We start from the raw sequence: 15,518 nt of genomic DNA, 5'->3' as shown, positions 1-15,518 counted from the left end.
TCGCGAATGGCTGGTACCAAGCACTCAATCCGAGGCTACATTCAAATGCCTGGTTGGCTGCAAAGCCAAACTGCTTCATGCGGAAAGAGAAAAAAAGATCAAAGAGAAAAAACGAGAAAAAGAGACAGTCACCTTAAAAATGAGTTATAAAAAATTCCTGTAATTTCCCCCAAGGGCTGGCGAAAATCAGCGGTGCTTAGCTGTCAAGTCGGAAAACACTCAAAGAGGGGTAATATTAAAGATTTTACACGAGCGGAATTCCGCTCTTACGGAAGGCCTGATGAGAAAAGAATTTTGCGGTGAAAATTAATGCAAAAGCGCTTCGCAATTACCGTAAGCCGGCCTGCGTTTTAGGCCCAAAACGCTGGCGGCATGCAGCAGTTTGGCTTTACAGCCCACCAGGCTTTTGAATTTGGATTCAAACTGTGTGGTGAGCACCAGCCATACATGGGCGCTGATATTAAGTCGGTCGAGAATGGGGGGGGGAGCTGGTCGTCAATATAACCCCGCTTGTTTTCCCGAATTGCCCTGCCGGTAAGATCCAAAAGTTCGATATAGTCCTTTAAGTGAAAGGGCAAACCTTGCGGCATGGGTTCTCTGGGGTTGCCCACAAACTCAGCTAATTCAAGTGTTTCGGGTATGTTCAGAATCTTCAGGTGTGCGCGCCATTTTGGCTCGTACAGGGTTTAAACCCACATACGCCATGCAAGCCGCTAGGGCTTTTTCATCTAACAAGGCCTGTGATTTAAAGCGGCTTTCCCAGAAACGCCCGGTGCATTGCCCTTCGGTATTGGCCATTCTTGCAATAGGCTCGTTTAAGCAGGATATCAGCGTGCCCTTTGGGTAAAAGCGGCTGATATTGGCCCGCTCAAGGCGCCAGTGTTCCAGTTTCGCAGTAACCGCCTGCCATTGGGCTTCATCCAGCAGTTCTCCTTTCAAAAACCGCTGAGTGAGAAGAGTGCCCTTGTAAAGTTTGTGCCAGCGTTCACACACCTCCAGGTCAGTCAGGCTCAGGGCTTCCGGCATATTGATATGCAGCACAAGGTGGTGATGGTTGCTCATAACGGCGTAGGCGCAGACATCAATGCAAAATACCTCCCCCAAAAACACAATACGATCTTCCACCCATTGGCGTCGGTGTTCGTAATCTTTACCACTAAAGGGATCTAGCCCACACAGGAAGGCGCGCCGCACACAGCGGGATGTACAATGGTAGTAGGGTGTTGCATCGAGGGATATTTGGTGTTTGCGAGGGGTGGGCATAGATCGGCCCTTGATCGCTTTGGTATGTATTAATGTATAGTGCATGTGGATGGTGGGCAAGTGTTAGTGTGGGTGTCTATGTGACCGATGTGACCGTATGACGACAACGCCTATGCTGAATCGATATTCCGCACGTGCAAGTACCGCCCTGATTACCCTTACAAGGGCTTTGAAGATATAAAGCAGGCTCGTGAATGGGTGCTGAAATTTGTATCGTGGTACAACCATGAGCACCGCCACAGCGGAATTAAATTTGTAACGCCGCTTCAGCGCCACACAGGGAAAGATGAGGCGGTATTAGAAAATCGAATAGCGGTTTACGAGAAAGCGAAGCAACGAGACCCGATGCGCTGGAGTGGCAGTACGCGGGACTGGAGCAGGGGCGGGCCGGTGTGGTTAAACCCTGACGATAACAAAGCGAAGTTAGATAAAGTAATTTAAGTTGATGCGACAACTAGCTTGAAAAACGGCGATAGTACCACATATGAAAAAAACACGACTATTCTTATTAATTACATTTTCGATTACATGGCTGTGTTGGTGGACATTATCAATAATAAAACTCGATAATTCTCCAATATTTAACAACATTTTGCATGTGGTAATATTCTGCTTGGGTGGCATTGCTCCAACTATAGCAGCATATGTAGCAATTAGGTTTACCGATAAACAGACAAAAGCATTTAACAAATCGGTTTTACAATTCCGCACCCATATTGGTTTTTACATATTCAGCATATTTGTAGTTTTAGGGATTAAATACATTGCAATATGGTTGTATGACATTTACAACACCCCTATTTGGGCAGAGTTATCACCTCAATTTATGGCATTAATTCCCCTAACATTAATTATGATTCCGCTGGGAGGCTTAGAAGAATTAGGATGGCGAGGTATTCTACTACCAGAACTATCGAAAAAAATAAACTTTAAAACATCTGCTTTAATTGTTAGTGCTGTATGGGCCATGTGGCATTTACCACTTTTTTATATAAATGGCATGAGTCATTATCAATCTGATTTTCTTGCATTTGTACTGCAAACTATTGGTTTAGGGTTAGTGTTGGCTTGGTTATTCCGTAAAACAAATAGCATTTTTATTTGTGTTCTTTTTCATGCATTCCATAATGCTACATCGTCAATTGGGCTAAATTTACCTGATAATGGTAATTACATAACCGTTAGCATATGGTTGCTATTGGGGCTAGGCTTACTCGTGTTTGGAAATAGAAATAAGGAACTGGCTAAAAAGGCACAATAAACCCGTTACAATGAAATGTTCTACAGCCATGCTATTATTAACTCTTATTGCTTTTTCGTGCTGTACTCAAACGAGATAGGCCGCACGGGTTGCTCATTTCGGCGGCATATTGTGCCCCTATGAATTGGGTAAAGTGACCCCACTCGCCGTTTTAGGCCCTTGTATTAGTTGCGTGAGCAGCAAGGCGTCTATAGTTTCGGCATCCAGCCTACGTAGTTCCCGCCACACGGTAGCACTTGCACCGCCAATTTGTTGAGATTGTCGTATATCTAATTGGCACGTACTTCTCCTTGTTGACGTATTTTTTCACGCATGATTGACATTATGTGACGGGTTAACTCTTTAATTCCTGTAACAATGCTTTTTATCATTGCGGCAGCGTGTTTATACTGCTTCTGCCTCAAAGGCATTTCTGTATAAAAAACTATAAAAATAATATTCCTAAACATCAAAATAATTTATTACCGAATCATGTGCGGAGAACAATAATGAATCTTAAAAAATACGTGGTTTATTGGCTGGTCTTGCTTTTATGCTCGCTGGCTACAACGAATATTCACGCTGCAAATATTATAGAAAACGGCACCTTCGACGAAGGGTACTTTCCCTGGGATGCGCCCGGTTGGTGGGCCGGTGGTGCGGGCGATTCAGCAGTTGATGAACGTGGCCGTTTTTGTACCACGGTAACTGCGTTGGGTACTGCCGACTGGGGCGCGCAGTTGCGTCAAAGTCAGCTGGCCTTTGTGTCTGGTGAAAACTACCAAGTGAGTTTGCGTGCCTGGTCCAGCGTGCCCGTTACTATGCAAATGAGCGCTACAGACGAAAGTGCCGGTTTTGTGTGGATTTTCGGTGGCGACATTACTATAGACTCACCGCTGGGTGGCGATGGGCAAGTGATTACGGTGTCTTTTAATGCTGGTGCAGACAGCGATTCCGGTCATTTCCGCTTTTTACTGGGCGGCGGTAATGTGCCTGTTGGTGAAACCGTATGTTTTGACGATATTGTTGTAGACGCACCTTCAGCTGACATTAACCTGATCGAAAACGGCACCTTTGATAGTGGTTTTGAACCCTGGGCTCTCGGTGAGTTTGGTGGGGCTGCAACGCCGTTTTTGGATGAAGGGCGTGGCTGCGTTTTGGTTGACGACCCCGGCGCAGAATCCTGGAGTTTGCAGGTTCGTGTTAATGGCTTGGATTATGTCGAAAACGGCGAATATTTATTTAGAGCCGATGCTTGGTCTAGCGCTCCTGTCAATATTCAAGTGGCCGGTGTTGATGAGTCTGCGGGTTTTGTTTGGCACTTCGGGCAGGACGTCGCAATCGACGCGCCATTGGATGCGGAGCCACAAAAATTGTCTGTTGATTTTGTGAATGGCGGCGGTGTTACAGAGAACGGCATATTCCGATTCTTACTTGGCAATGGCCATGTAGAAGCCGGTACCACTATTTGCTTCGATAATATTGAGCTGCTCGCGCCCTCCAATTCTGAAATTGAAGAGCCTGTTGAGCCAGCGGTTTATGTAAACGCTCACGGTTACCTCACTGCCTTTGATAAATATGCTGTTTATGTTGCCCTTGAAGAATATGGGGATGTGACCAGCCCAAGAGCCTGGAGCTTGTTTAGTGGTGAAACGTCAGTGGCCAGTGGAGAAACAATTTATCGTGGCCTCGATGAGGGTTCCGGTGATCATGTTCACGGTATTAATTTCGGCCACATTCAAACAGAAGCAGACAATTACACCCTTGTGGTAACAGAAGGCGATAACCGTTATACCAGCCAGCCTTTTGCTATTCGTGACGATCTGTACGCAACGCTCAAATACGATGCGCTTTCTTACTTCTATCATAATCGCGCAAATACGCCGATTTTGGCTGATGTGGTTGGCGATATTTGGGCACGTCCTGCTGGCCATGTTAGTGATAGCGCCGTACAAACCATCGAGTGTCAAACAGACTCAAGCGACCCTGCTTGCCGTACTTTGGATTCCAGCGGTGGTTGGTACGATGCCGGTGACCATGGTAAATACGTAGTGAACGGCGGTATTTCCGTATGGACACTGTTAAACCAGTACGAGCGTGCTCAAGTATTGGGTAGCGATGCCGGGGAATTTGCCGACGGTGCTATGACCTTGCCAGCGGAAGAAAATGGTAACGGTACGCCAGACATTCTGGACGAAGCTCGCTGGGAAATTGAATGGTTCCTTACCATGCAGATACCTGCGGATTATCCCTTGGCTGGTATGGTGCACCACAAAATGCACAGTGAGTACTGGACAGGCTTGCCTACGGCACCGCACGAAGATGATGTAAGCCGCTACGTACACCCACCTTCAACAACAGCAACACTGAACTTTGCTGCAGTAACTGCCCAGTGTTATCGCGTTTATAAAGCGCTGGATGCAAACTTTGCAAATGGCTGCTTGCAAGCTGCAGAAGTTGCATACGCAGCGGCCAAGGCCAATGATTTTATCCCGGCGACCAGTAACGGCAACGGTGGCGGTACCTACGGCGATAACAACGCGTCGGACGAGTTTTACTGGGCTGCCAGTGAGCTCTACCTGAGCACGGGAAAGCAGGCTTACGCACAAGACATGCAAGCTTCTGTTCATCACCTGAGCCTTGAAGATGTACAGTATGGTCAGGCTGCGATGGGCTGGGGTACCACACAGGCGCTTGGTTTACTCTCTTTGGCGACCGTTGGGCCGCAATACAACGCAGACGAAAGCTGGGTCGCTCAGGCGCGAAATGCGGTGATCAGTGTTGCGGAACTTTATGTAGGGCACACGGAATTTCAAGCTTACGGTTTGCCCATGTGGACCGGCGGCATGTACTGGGGCTCAAACTCCAATGTAACCAACGATATGATTATGCTGGGTTTGGCTCACGACTTCAGTTGTGACGAGCGCTACCTGGAAACCATGCACACCAACATGCACTACCTGCTGGGTAACAATCCTTTGGGTGTTTCGTATGTGAGTGGTTACGGTGAGAACGACATGAAAGAGCCTCACCACCGCTTCTGGGCAAACGTCGTGAATAGCGACTTCCCTCCAGTGCCTGCTGGAGTGATAGCGGGCGGCCCCAACAGCCTTCTGCAAGACCCTATTGCCCAAAGCGCGTTGCAAGGCTGTGACCCGCTTAAGTGCTACATCGATCACTGGGAATCCTACTCCACAAACGAAGTCACTATTAACTGGAATGCACCTTTGGCCTGGACCGCTGCCTATATGGACCAGTGGAGCGATGCCAGCCTGAAAGCTGCTGCCCAATCCCGCTGTGCTATCCGTAACCAGCACTTTTCCAGCTTCGAAGACGATACCCGCAGTTGGAGCAAACATGGTGCAGGGGAGATCAGTGTTGTTGAAGGCGGCACTCGTGGAGACAATGCCCTTGAAGTTGATGGCTGCGGCTACACCTATCTGGATACGCCGCAATTCAGTACCACAGAGTTTGAAGTACTAGGAGACAGTCTGGCGATAGACGTAATGTTGCCAGACGCACAAGATAACCCGCATTGGCTCGGAAATATTAGTTTCCACATAACGCTGCCCAGCGCAGGCATTCACAATCAGTGGATTGACATGGTACCGCTAACAGATGATTCGCTGGGCTCATGGTTCACTGCCAAGGTAGCGTTGCCTGCCTCTATAAAGGCAGCACTCGCTGAAGAGCACGAGGGCCTTATAAGTGTCGCACTCAATACCAGTAATTGCTCAGCGCCGCTTTTGGTGGATAATCTGCGCTTTACCGGAAATACACATGCTCGTTAATTTATAACTTGTTTGTTTTGTGAAGCCCCGGTTTGTTAGCCCCAGGGATGGGGTGTATTCCGCAAGTTTGTCGGGAACAAACGCGGTTAACCGGGGTTTTTTATTTGTGCTGTTGATCAGGAAAATAAAAAAAGAAAGCTAATACAGGTTGTGATTAATTAAACCATGGCCAGCATGGTGATAAACGTCACGCTTTCGATGTGAGAGCGTTTTTTCTCTATTACGCTTGTAATCTAAATAAGCTTATTTAACAGCATCAACGCCAGCTTGCGCAACAAGCTTGTCGTTCTCAACCGTATCACCGCTTACCCCTATGGCGCCAATTACATCACCTGCGCCATTATAAATGGGTAGGCCTCCAGCAAAGGTAATGAGGCCGTTAATTGAATGCTTAATGTTGTATAGGGCTCTTCTCGGTTGAGTGTTTGCACCAAGATCATCAATAGGCATATCGAATAGCCGTGCTGTCTTTGCTTTTTTTATTGCAATATCAATGCTGCCAATAAAAGAACCATCCATTCGGCTAAACGCAACCAGATTTGCTCCAGCATCGACAACTGCGATATTCATTTTGGTGTTTAGTTTGTTTGCTTCTTTTTTAGCAAACTTTATCGCATTTTCTGCTTGCATCAAGTCAATACCTACATTTTAGATTTTTCATAGTGGCTTGTCTTTTTTGCGTGGCCGTCGTCGATCATAGAGCAGTGTTTCTTGTAGGGCTTCGGGAGCCATCGTCAGAGCTTTTTCAATAAGCACCTTTAGTTCAGGCACGAAAGGGTAGCGCGGGTTGTACTTATACAGCCGCGTTCTGCCTATTTTCTCGTTAATGAGCAAGCCGTCCCGTTCCAGTCGATCCAGTTGCTTTTGAATTGGGCTTAGATCGGTTGAGAAAGCTTTTGCAATTTCGGCTGCATACCCCGACTCACGGGCGGTGATAAACATCAACACCCGTTCTGCGCTGGTAGAGCCAAGGATTGCTTCAATCATGAATAACCTACTATCAAGGTGATAAAACCTACAATATAGGTTTACATACCTACTTTGTAGGTATGTCTAGAGGTAAATAGGGGGGGCCAATTAAACCTGCCCACGAATTTTAGGCTTGGCTCATTTCGAGATTGATATTAGGCAAAGTGAAATAAAACAATATTGTTTATCCTTGAAGGCGGCTCTACCGTATTGGAAGAGCTATGTATAGGCTCAACTAATGTTACCTTGGCTATTTATTCTTTAGGACTCCAATTCAAATAAATAACGGCCTTATTCGCGGTTATCGGCCATATTCGATGAATTAGAGATTCGCCGCTTAACACAAAGCTATCACCACTTTCAATGGTATAGCGGTGCTGTGTGGCAATGTCTAAAAATGTATCGTGAACAACGTAGCCGTCTTCGTCATAAAACCTGATGTGAGAAAAGTCGAGTTTAAAATCTATTGCACTGCCGGTGTTGTTAACAAAACTTGCGGTTACATTCGGGTGCTGCACCGACAATTCAGTAACGGCAATGTTTGGTAAAGGATCTCTCTCTGTTTTTTTACCCGCCAATCTACCTGTTGTTGCGTAGGCGGCAGCATTTATAACTTCTACAGGCAATCCATCGTTTTCTTCAAGGTAAGTTAATGTTTGGCCCGGCATTAAGCAGGTGTTGGTTGCGGCTACAATGGAGCTGTTTAATGGATAGAGCACGCCATTCAAGTAGTATGAATTGGATAACAGTGCAATTTCTTCATCTTCAGCGTTATATAGGCTTATGCCAATATCTACAACAGGGTCTATAAAGCAAATTGGAAAGGGTGCCGTATTAGTGACCTCGAACGAAGCCAGTACGCGCCGAGTGTTAACCTCGGTAGTGCTGTTATAGAGCTTTATCTTATTGTTAATTTGAAGGTAGGGGTCTTCCTCCCCATCCAATATTAAAGGCAGTGTTTTCTTTTGAGCGTCATCGTTCAAGACTCCGAAGCAGCCATTTGCGGGCGCTTTAAATGTATAAATGTTGCCCTCTGTCTCGGTAAGTGCGACCGTGAAATCATTACAGTAGGTGGAATTAAAGGTGGTTTCGGGGGGAGTAGAGCTGCTGGATACCGAACTACTGCTTATTGAAGAGCTTATACGACTCGAAGAGCTCTCACTAGCTGAAGACGAGCTAGAGCTTTGCGATGAAATATCAGAGCTGCTGGAGGAGGACTCGGTAGGAACGGAACTAGAACTAGAACTGCTTGGAGGTAATGCTGTCTGGCGTGGAAGGTTACCGCTACTCGAACTATTACCACCACAACCAGTCATCAGCCCCATGAGGAGCACAGTAAACAGCAAGCTATTTTTTAAAAACGCACAAAACCGATATTTTACATAATCCATTATGAAAGACTCTCCTTTGAGTTTCTGTGTTGAATTAATAAGTGTAATCCAAACAACCGACTGAATATAAATTTGCCGTATAATCGCCCTATAAAGATGAACTATTGCTGAATGGAGTAAACCGATCCAGAATTGAGCTTTAAATGGCGTTAATAGGTTATGGGCAGTTGTATGCCAGCGCTAATGGCAATGTTGAATTCGCTTTATAAAAAGTACGAGTCGATTACTCGCCCATTTTGAGCAGGAATGATATTTGATTGTTACGCCAGTCAGGGGATGAGGTGTGTAATCGTTAGGATTCAATTTTCTCTCGCGAACCACGTACGAGAGCTCTGTATTACCATACGATTTTGGTTTGGAGCAATATTTTTTGTGGGAGAAAAGCCGATTCGAAGAGTGCCTTCGGGTTTGGTCGTAATAAGAAGCTGAATAGCCTTATCACCGCTTCTGTGGTGTTCAGTGCTAAAGCATCGTTTACATCAGTTTTCATGACAACTAACTTAGGGAGTGATAATGAACCTTTGGTATAACCAAAACAGGCGTATACCTGTATATGCGTTATTGTCAGGTTTACTGGCGGTTTACCTTGGGTTCAGGCTGTTTTTTAAGTTTATTCCCGATGCCAAGCTTGCCTTCATTTACCCTTCAGGTGTTTTTGTGAACGCGTTTCTTTCGGGAGGCGAATACTCGATGGGTGAGTGGCTTTTTGGTGGTGATAGCAAAACGGTTTATATACTCGGAGAGTCGTGCAGTGGCACCACCTTCTTCAGTATGCTGTTTGCCTATATGACTTACAGCGTTGTGAAGGGGTATCGGTGGTGGTGGCTGTTATTGGTTTACCCTCTATCACTAATGGCCAACACCATTAGGGTTATTTCGTCAATCTATGCGCATCAGTTGATTAAAGGTTCTGCAATTTCGATTTACGCGGAATATGTTCACATTGCGTGTGGAGTGGCAGCGTTTCTGGTCACTTTTATTCTTGTGGTTTATATTCTAGATCACCTCAACGGGCGTGCAAGCAATGCAGCATACTAACTCAAATCAACGGCCAGCAATACATTGTTTGTTGTGGGCTCTATTGGTACCGCACTCTCTACTACTTATTTTGAATGTGCGTAGCTGGCTACTTATTCAAGGTGAAGCTGGGGCAGAAGAAACGTTTGTTGCTAGTTGGCTGGGGTGTTTTCAAGTACTTTTTATTCTCGCTGAGGTGGCGGTTTATTTGGCCTATCGTTTGCGATACATTCGGTTCGATTGGACGTTCTATATGGCCTCGTTTATGGCGCACGTCGCCTATATGTGGGCGTTCACTCTGAATCTGCACGACATCATCCCCAGCGCTATTCAACCGTGGGTTGTGAATGAAGGGAATGTTGGCCGTTGGAATTTCACATTAATGATGCCGGGAGCGTTTTGCTCACTGTATGCTCTAACGAAAGCTATTTTTAACAAGGTAAGTTCAGAAACTTCACTATTCGCGGTTGTGGTGGGTCTTATTGGTATACCTGTTTTATGGTATTTGTTAGTGTCTGTTCTTCAGCCGTTAATGCTAGGTAGCTTCACAGAAGTCGTGATGATTGTTTTTTCAACGGCATTAGTAACACTATTCTTGGCTGTTGTAATACGTTTATTCGATAATTTTATCTTCAAAGATAAATCGCTTCGTTTTACTGAAAAACATTATGTGTTGGCGTTAATTCTAGGGCTGGCTGCGCCACTGGGAGGCCTCTATTTAAACAAAATAATTCCATTTCCTGTAGATTTTCAAAGCACTGTCATATATGCGCTAGCGGTTTTGAATGGGTTGATTTTAATGTGGAAGCCGGGTGCTGAGGGTTTTGCGTCAATCCGCCTATTTTTAAGGTTTTTAACGCTCCCTTTTATAGCTTATTTTTTCTTGGTTTTTTTACCTTTTTTGCCTCTATCGTTATTTGCAATTATTGCCATGGGAGCGGGTTTTCTTATGCTGACTCCGTTAGCGCTTGGCCTTTTTCAGGGGAGAATCACCTATAACGATTACGCGCTGGTGTGCAGCGTTTCTGGGCCAGCCCGCGCTAGAGCGATCGCCTTAATGGGGTTTCTGATAATTCCTGTGTACTTCACGTCTCAAATCTATCAGGACAAGGCAGGGCTTGACCGAGCCTTGGCGTATTTTTATGCCAATGATATGGAATCTGTGAGCTTGACGGATTCTGAAATTGAACGTGCAGTGAGCGCTTTAATGCAGCTGCGTGATCGTAAGGCCGCAAAACAGTTGCCTTATATTGCCGGTGTATACAACCATTTCGTTTTTGGCGATATGGTTCTGCCAGATGCAAAAATTGAACGTATGTACCGTTGGCTTACCAACGCGGAGTTGCCGAAAACCGAATTGGATTTTTTCGGTTCGCCTCGTAGCCGCTCTTCGTGGGGAGTTGCGGTGCCACCAAAGAAGGAGGTCGAAATTGCATCAATCGATCACGAGCTTTCTAGGCCGGGAGCATCGACGGTTCGGGTAAAATTACGCAACTACGCGAATGATACTCACTCGCTGTATGTAGGGAAGCTCCACCTTCCTGAGGGTGTATTTGCCACAGGAATGAAACTAAAAATTGAAGACGAATGGGTGGCTGCGAGGATTTTTGATCGAAAAACTGCACTCTGGGTATTTGAAAAAATCACGGAGGTGCGACGTGACCCTGCATTGCTAATTTACAGAAGCCTCAATGAACTTGAGTTGCGGGTTTATCCCTTCCCGGCAGAAGGTATTAGAGAAGTGGAGCTTAAATTCGAATACAACCCGTTGGCTGATGCCACAATTGATATTGGCGGCAATGTGATTAACCTGAACCCAACCTCAAATAAGCCGCAGCTTATGGTATCCAATGGTCTGATACTGAAAGCGGAGAGGGTTAGGCGTTACGCGTTTGAGCGAAAGCCCTACCTTCATTTTATTCTCGACTATTCTCTTGATTCGAAACACGTAGCGAATGACTATTTGCCCAAAATCATACAGATAAGTAAAACCTTGGGTGTAGAAAAGCTAGCGATAACGGCCGCTAACGTAGGTAGTGCTGACATTGAAGAAATTAGAATTATCGATGTACAAAGCGAGACAGAAATTGTTAAGGAAATTGAGGCTATTCAGCTAGCTGAACGCGGTGGTTTTTGGATAAAAAGGGCACTGGCGAGTGAAATACTTCGTGCGAGTAACGTTCAAGAAGCGGTCTACGTCGAACAAACGCCAATATTTGTTGTATTGGCCGGGGATCATTTTGCCGGGGATGTGGATATTAGCCTTAAGGAGTGGCATTGGCTAATTCCGGATATGGAGCAGTGGTACCTATTCCAGAATAATACGTTAGTACCGAAGCCGGTTTTTGAGGGTATAGGTGGGGGGCCAGTCGCAGTATTTAAACGTGGTGAAACAGTGCAAGTGGCTTCAGTAAGTCGGCAAGCTGTATTGAATGTCGAAAGTTCAGAGAGTTTGGCCGTATATTCTCTGGCAGAGAAGCGTTTCGTGGCATTTGATGACTATATTCAGTCGGCTAGCAGTGCGGCATGGCGCAAGGCGGCAGAGGCTTGGAAAAGTGCCAAGCAATCTGCACTTAACCCTGCAAGCCTCGAACAAAATAGGCTAAAGCTGTTGAGTGTAAGCCGTGACCTGTCGGTTCTATTACCATCAACAGCATTAATTGTGGTGGAAAGTGATTCGCAATGGAAAATGTTGGAGCGAAAAGAGAAGCAGTCACTGTCAAACCATAGTGGGCTAGAGTTTGAGGAAAAACAGGCTTCTGAGCCTGCGTGGTGGCTAATGGCTTTGATACTCCTAATTTTTGTATATTGGAAAGAGCGAAAGAGTAGACGTTTTTTTGCCAGTAGTGCCGAAAAGTTTTGAAAGTACATAGTATGCCATTCGGGCTATGGGTTCGTTTAAGGCCCGTATCCAACGGCTGATATTGGCCAGCTCCAGCCGCCATTCATCTAGTTTTTCCTTAACAGCTAACCACTGAGCCGCGTCGAGCGTCTTACCTTTTAAAGACTTCTGAGTTAAGAGGGTGCTCTTGTAAAGCTTATGCCAGCGTTAGCCTATTTCTAGGTCACACAAACGCTGAGCTTCAGCTTTATAGGCATGTAACACTACGTGGTGGTGAATACTCAATATCGTATAGCCATACACATCTATACAGAATACCTCCCCTAGGCATAAAATGCGGTGTTCAACGCACTGGCGGCGCTATTCGTCATCTGTACCCGTTGACGTATCCAGACCACAGAAACAAGCGCGGCGTATATAGCGATAACTACAGGCCTACAGGACGCAGAGTGACGCAGGAAGCCAAAGCCGAGCGGTAATAGGTTTTCTCAGGGGCGGCCCTTAATTTATAAGGATTAAACAATACATGAAAAAGTTATTAGTGCTCACCGGTGGCGGTGATTGTCCAGGTTTGAATGCGGTTATTCGGGGTGTTGTAAAGCGGGCATCACTAACGAAAGAGTGGGAGGTTTGGGGTAGCCTAGAAGCATACAATGGTGTGCTTAGTGACAAAGTGGAAATAATTAAGTTGAGTGGAACGTCTGTCACGGCGGGTATTCATGCCAAAGGTGGAACAATACTTCGCACCACAACAAAAGGCGGGCCTTTCAATTGGCCGGTAATACAAGCGGATGGTAGCTGGGCCAGTGAAGACCGTTCAGATTTTCTACTAAGCCGATTGGCTGAATTAGGCTTTGAAGCGGTTATCAGTATCGGCGGTGATGGTTCGCAGAAAATTTCTCAGCAATTGTTCGAAAAGGGTTTGAACGTTGTGGGTGTTCCCAAAACAATCGATAACGATCTTTCAGCTACAGATTACACCTTTGGGTTTCAGACGGCCGTTCAAGAGGCGAGTAACGCCGTTGACAAGCTGGTCACCACCGCCGAGAGCCATCACCGTGCAATGATCCTTGAAGTGATGGGCCGCAGTGCCGGTTGGATAGCTTTGCATTCGGCGATTGCGGGCGGCGCAGAGGTCTGCCTTATTCCAGAAATTCCTTATGATATTGACAAAGTGGTTGAGCGAGTCAATAGCCGTTACTGCGACGGACGTGGTTTTGTCAATATTGTTATTGCCGAAGGTGCAGCGGCCGTTGGTGGGCAAGTGTCTGCCCAGGAATCGACGGAAGTGGGTTATGAAAACGTAAGGTTGGGCGGTGTTGGTAATCTCTTGGCTAGGCAGCTGCAAGACAATGGTTGCACCGCAGACTCTCGGGTAACAGTGTTGGGACATTTACAGCGAGGCGGTTCGCCTACGGCATTTGATAGGGTTTTGGCGACTCAGTATGGTGTAAAGGCTTTCGAGATGGTTTTGGCAAAGGAGTTTGGCCGAATGGTCGCATACAAAAATAATGATATTGTGACGGTGTCTCTGGATGAAGCAACCCGCGATTACAATTATGTGAACACGGATTCATATTTGGTGCAGGCAGCGCGAGGGGTTGGTATCTCTTTTGGCGATTGAGCAAAAGCGGCAAAATAAGCGCCAGCTATAGCGACGAAGGCTATAGTTTCGCGATATTGGGTAATAATCACCACAAATACAAAAGTGAACGATTGTTCACCATAGAAAACAACAAAGTAAAGATGATGAAACCGATTCTAATAATGGTTGTGGTGGCAATTTTGGGCGCGTGTGCCCAAGGTGCACCAAAACATGATGCAAGCTGCACGGGTATAAAAGCAGCGAATCTCATTTCGGCCTGCGATGTAACAACCGGTATTTGCTTATTTGGTGGCGAGCCGGGCCACTACAGCGTGGTAATAGAATTTGATAATGCGGCCAGCACTCTCCCCAAAATTTATTCGGAGTCTCGCCGTTTAATGTTTGATAGCGCCGTGAATATGAGCACTAAACATTGTACTCAATTTTCCGTTAATGTACGCGAACGTGAAGGGCAGCCTTTGCAGGAATCTGCCGCGGATGGCTTTGCGGGTTTAAATTTACATATCCCTAAAAACCTGTCGGCTGTAAAGGCTATTTACGTTGAGAAAGTGGAAAGCCCTAGAGTGCTTTTTATTGCGGGTGATTCCACTGTTTGTGATCAAGACCCGCAATGGGATAGGCCTGCTAGCGAGCGTTTTAGTGGTTGGGGGCAATTACTGCCTGCTTATTTTAATGCCGACATTTCTGTTGCCAATTATGCCGATTCTGGGGAAGGTACAGCGGCGTTTCGTGTAGGCGGAGGTGCTTTATGGGCGCCGCTATCTAAACAGCTAAAATCGGGTGATTGGGTACTTATACAGTTAGGACACAATGACAAAAAAACACCCGCTGTAGTCTACCGCAGCCGCGTATTAGCTATGCTCCAAGGCATTAAAGCCAAAGGCGCTTCTCCGGTACTTGTGAGCCCTATGGTTCGCAACAATGGCGATGCATTATACAAGCAACACATATACGGGGATTTGGTTGTAAAAGATGTTTTAATCCATTTGGCTAAACTTGAGCAAATCCCCTTTATCGATTTAATGAGCTTAACCCACGGTTGGGCTGAGACGCTTGGTCAAGAAGATGCGCAAAAATACTTTGTGAAAACGGATAAGACACATTCAAACGAGCAGGGTGCAGAAATTTTTGCGCAGATGATTGTAAAAGAAATTGCTCGCCAGCAGATAGGTTTAGATGAGTATTTAAGGTAGCCATTGTGATGGACGGTTTTTGGCTAACGGGGCCGTCTCATCGCCTTAGTTTTCTCGGTTTGAGAGTAATAGTATCCACAGCATCTAAAAAAAAATTTCCGAAAAAAATGGGTATCTGCCATACTAAAACGAATTCCCGGGCTTGAATAGGCAGCTGGGGAAAGTGAATGTTTCCAGCTTGATGCGAATGTCCATTCCAAGTGTTA

9 protein-coding genes and 2 pseudogenes are annotated in these 15,518 nt (G+C 46.0%); 7 read left to right on the top strand and 4 right to left on the bottom strand.

Features of this window, described 5'->3' with window-relative positions; translation table 11 throughout:
* Positions 1–306 precede the first annotated feature (306 nt).
* A pseudogene (locus tag H5336_RS02365) lies at positions 307–1,263 on the bottom strand (transposase).
* A gap of 99 nt (positions 1,264–1,362) precedes the next feature.
* Here H5336_RS02365 and H5336_RS02360 point away from each other — a divergent pair.
* The 3 genes and pseudogenes from H5336_RS02360 to H5336_RS02350 all read left to right on the top strand — a co-directional run.
* Positions 1,363–1,704: pseudogene (locus tag H5336_RS02360) on the top strand (integrase core domain-containing protein); the annotation flags it as partial.
* Positions 1,705–1,747: 43 nt separating this feature from the next.
* Positions 1,748–2,524, top strand: a complete 777-nt coding sequence (locus H5336_RS02355) for a CPBP family intramembrane glutamic endopeptidase (RefSeq protein ID WP_185231060.1) — start codon at positions 1,748–1,750, stop codon at positions 2,522–2,524.
* A gap of 488 nt (positions 2,525–3,012) precedes the next feature.
* Positions 3,013–6,294 carry a glycoside hydrolase family 9 protein gene (locus H5336_RS02350; protein WP_185231058.1) on the top strand — a complete coding sequence of 1,094 codons (3,282 nt, stop codon included), beginning with the start codon at positions 3,013–3,015 and terminating at the stop codon, positions 6,292–6,294.
* A 243-nt stretch (positions 6,295–6,537) separates the two neighbouring features.
* Here the strand turns inward: H5336_RS02350 and H5336_RS02345 are convergent, their stop codons facing one another.
* The 3 genes from H5336_RS02345 to H5336_RS02335 form a co-directional block, all read right to left on the bottom strand.
* Positions 6,538–6,924, bottom strand: a complete 387-nt coding sequence (locus tag H5336_RS02345) for a GlcG/HbpS family heme-binding protein (protein WP_185231056.1) — start codon at positions 6,922–6,924, stop codon at positions 6,538–6,540.
* Positions 6,925–6,951: 27 nt separating this feature from the next.
* Positions 6,952–7,281: a winged helix-turn-helix domain-containing protein gene (locus H5336_RS02340; RefSeq protein WP_246439002.1), complete on the bottom strand. Its 330-nt coding sequence runs from the start codon at positions 7,279–7,281 to the stop codon at positions 6,952–6,954.
* 236 nt (positions 7,282–7,517) lie between these two features.
* Positions 7,518–8,654, bottom strand: a complete 1,137-nt coding sequence (locus H5336_RS02335) for a hypothetical protein (protein ID WP_185231054.1) — start codon at positions 8,652–8,654, stop codon at positions 7,518–7,520.
* Positions 8,655–9,167: 513 nt separating this feature from the next.
* On the opposite strand from H5336_RS02335, the gene H5336_RS02330 reads away from it, so the two are divergent.
* The 4 genes from H5336_RS02330 (at position 9,168) to H5336_RS02315 (ending at position 15,312) form a co-directional block, all read left to right on the top strand.
* Positions 9,168–9,692 (top strand): archaeosortase/exosortase family protein, encoded by a 525-nt coding sequence (locus tag H5336_RS02330; protein ID WP_185231052.1) that lies wholly within the window; start codon positions 9,168–9,170, stop codon positions 9,690–9,692.
* Positions 9,679–12,534, top strand: coding sequence for an MSEP-CTERM sorting domain-containing protein (locus tag H5336_RS02325; RefSeq protein WP_185231050.1), 2,856 nt, complete (start codon positions 9,679–9,681; stop codon positions 12,532–12,534). Before H5336_RS02330 ends, H5336_RS02325 begins: the two co-directional genes overlap by 14 nt.
* Positions 12,535–13,039: 505 nt before the next feature.
* Positions 13,040–14,137 carry a 6-phosphofructokinase gene (locus H5336_RS02320; RefSeq protein ID WP_185231044.1) on the top strand — a complete coding sequence of 366 codons (1,098 nt, stop codon included), beginning with the start codon at positions 13,040–13,042 and terminating at the stop codon, positions 14,135–14,137.
* Positions 14,134–15,312 carry a GDSL-type esterase/lipase family protein gene (locus tag H5336_RS02315; RefSeq protein WP_185231042.1) on the top strand — a complete coding sequence of 393 codons (1,179 nt, stop codon included), beginning with the start codon at positions 14,134–14,136 and terminating at the stop codon, positions 15,310–15,312. Before H5336_RS02320 ends, H5336_RS02315 begins: the two co-directional genes overlap by 4 nt.
* The last annotated feature ends 206 nt before the right edge of the window (positions 15,313–15,518 follow it).

It is taken from the genome of Teredinibacter franksiae (assembly GCF_014218805.1).
In the GTDB taxonomy this organism is placed as follows: Bacteria; Pseudomonadota; Gammaproteobacteria; order Pseudomonadales; family Cellvibrionaceae; genus Teredinibacter; species Teredinibacter franksiae.
This window is presented reverse-complemented; position numbering and strand designations above follow the sequence as displayed.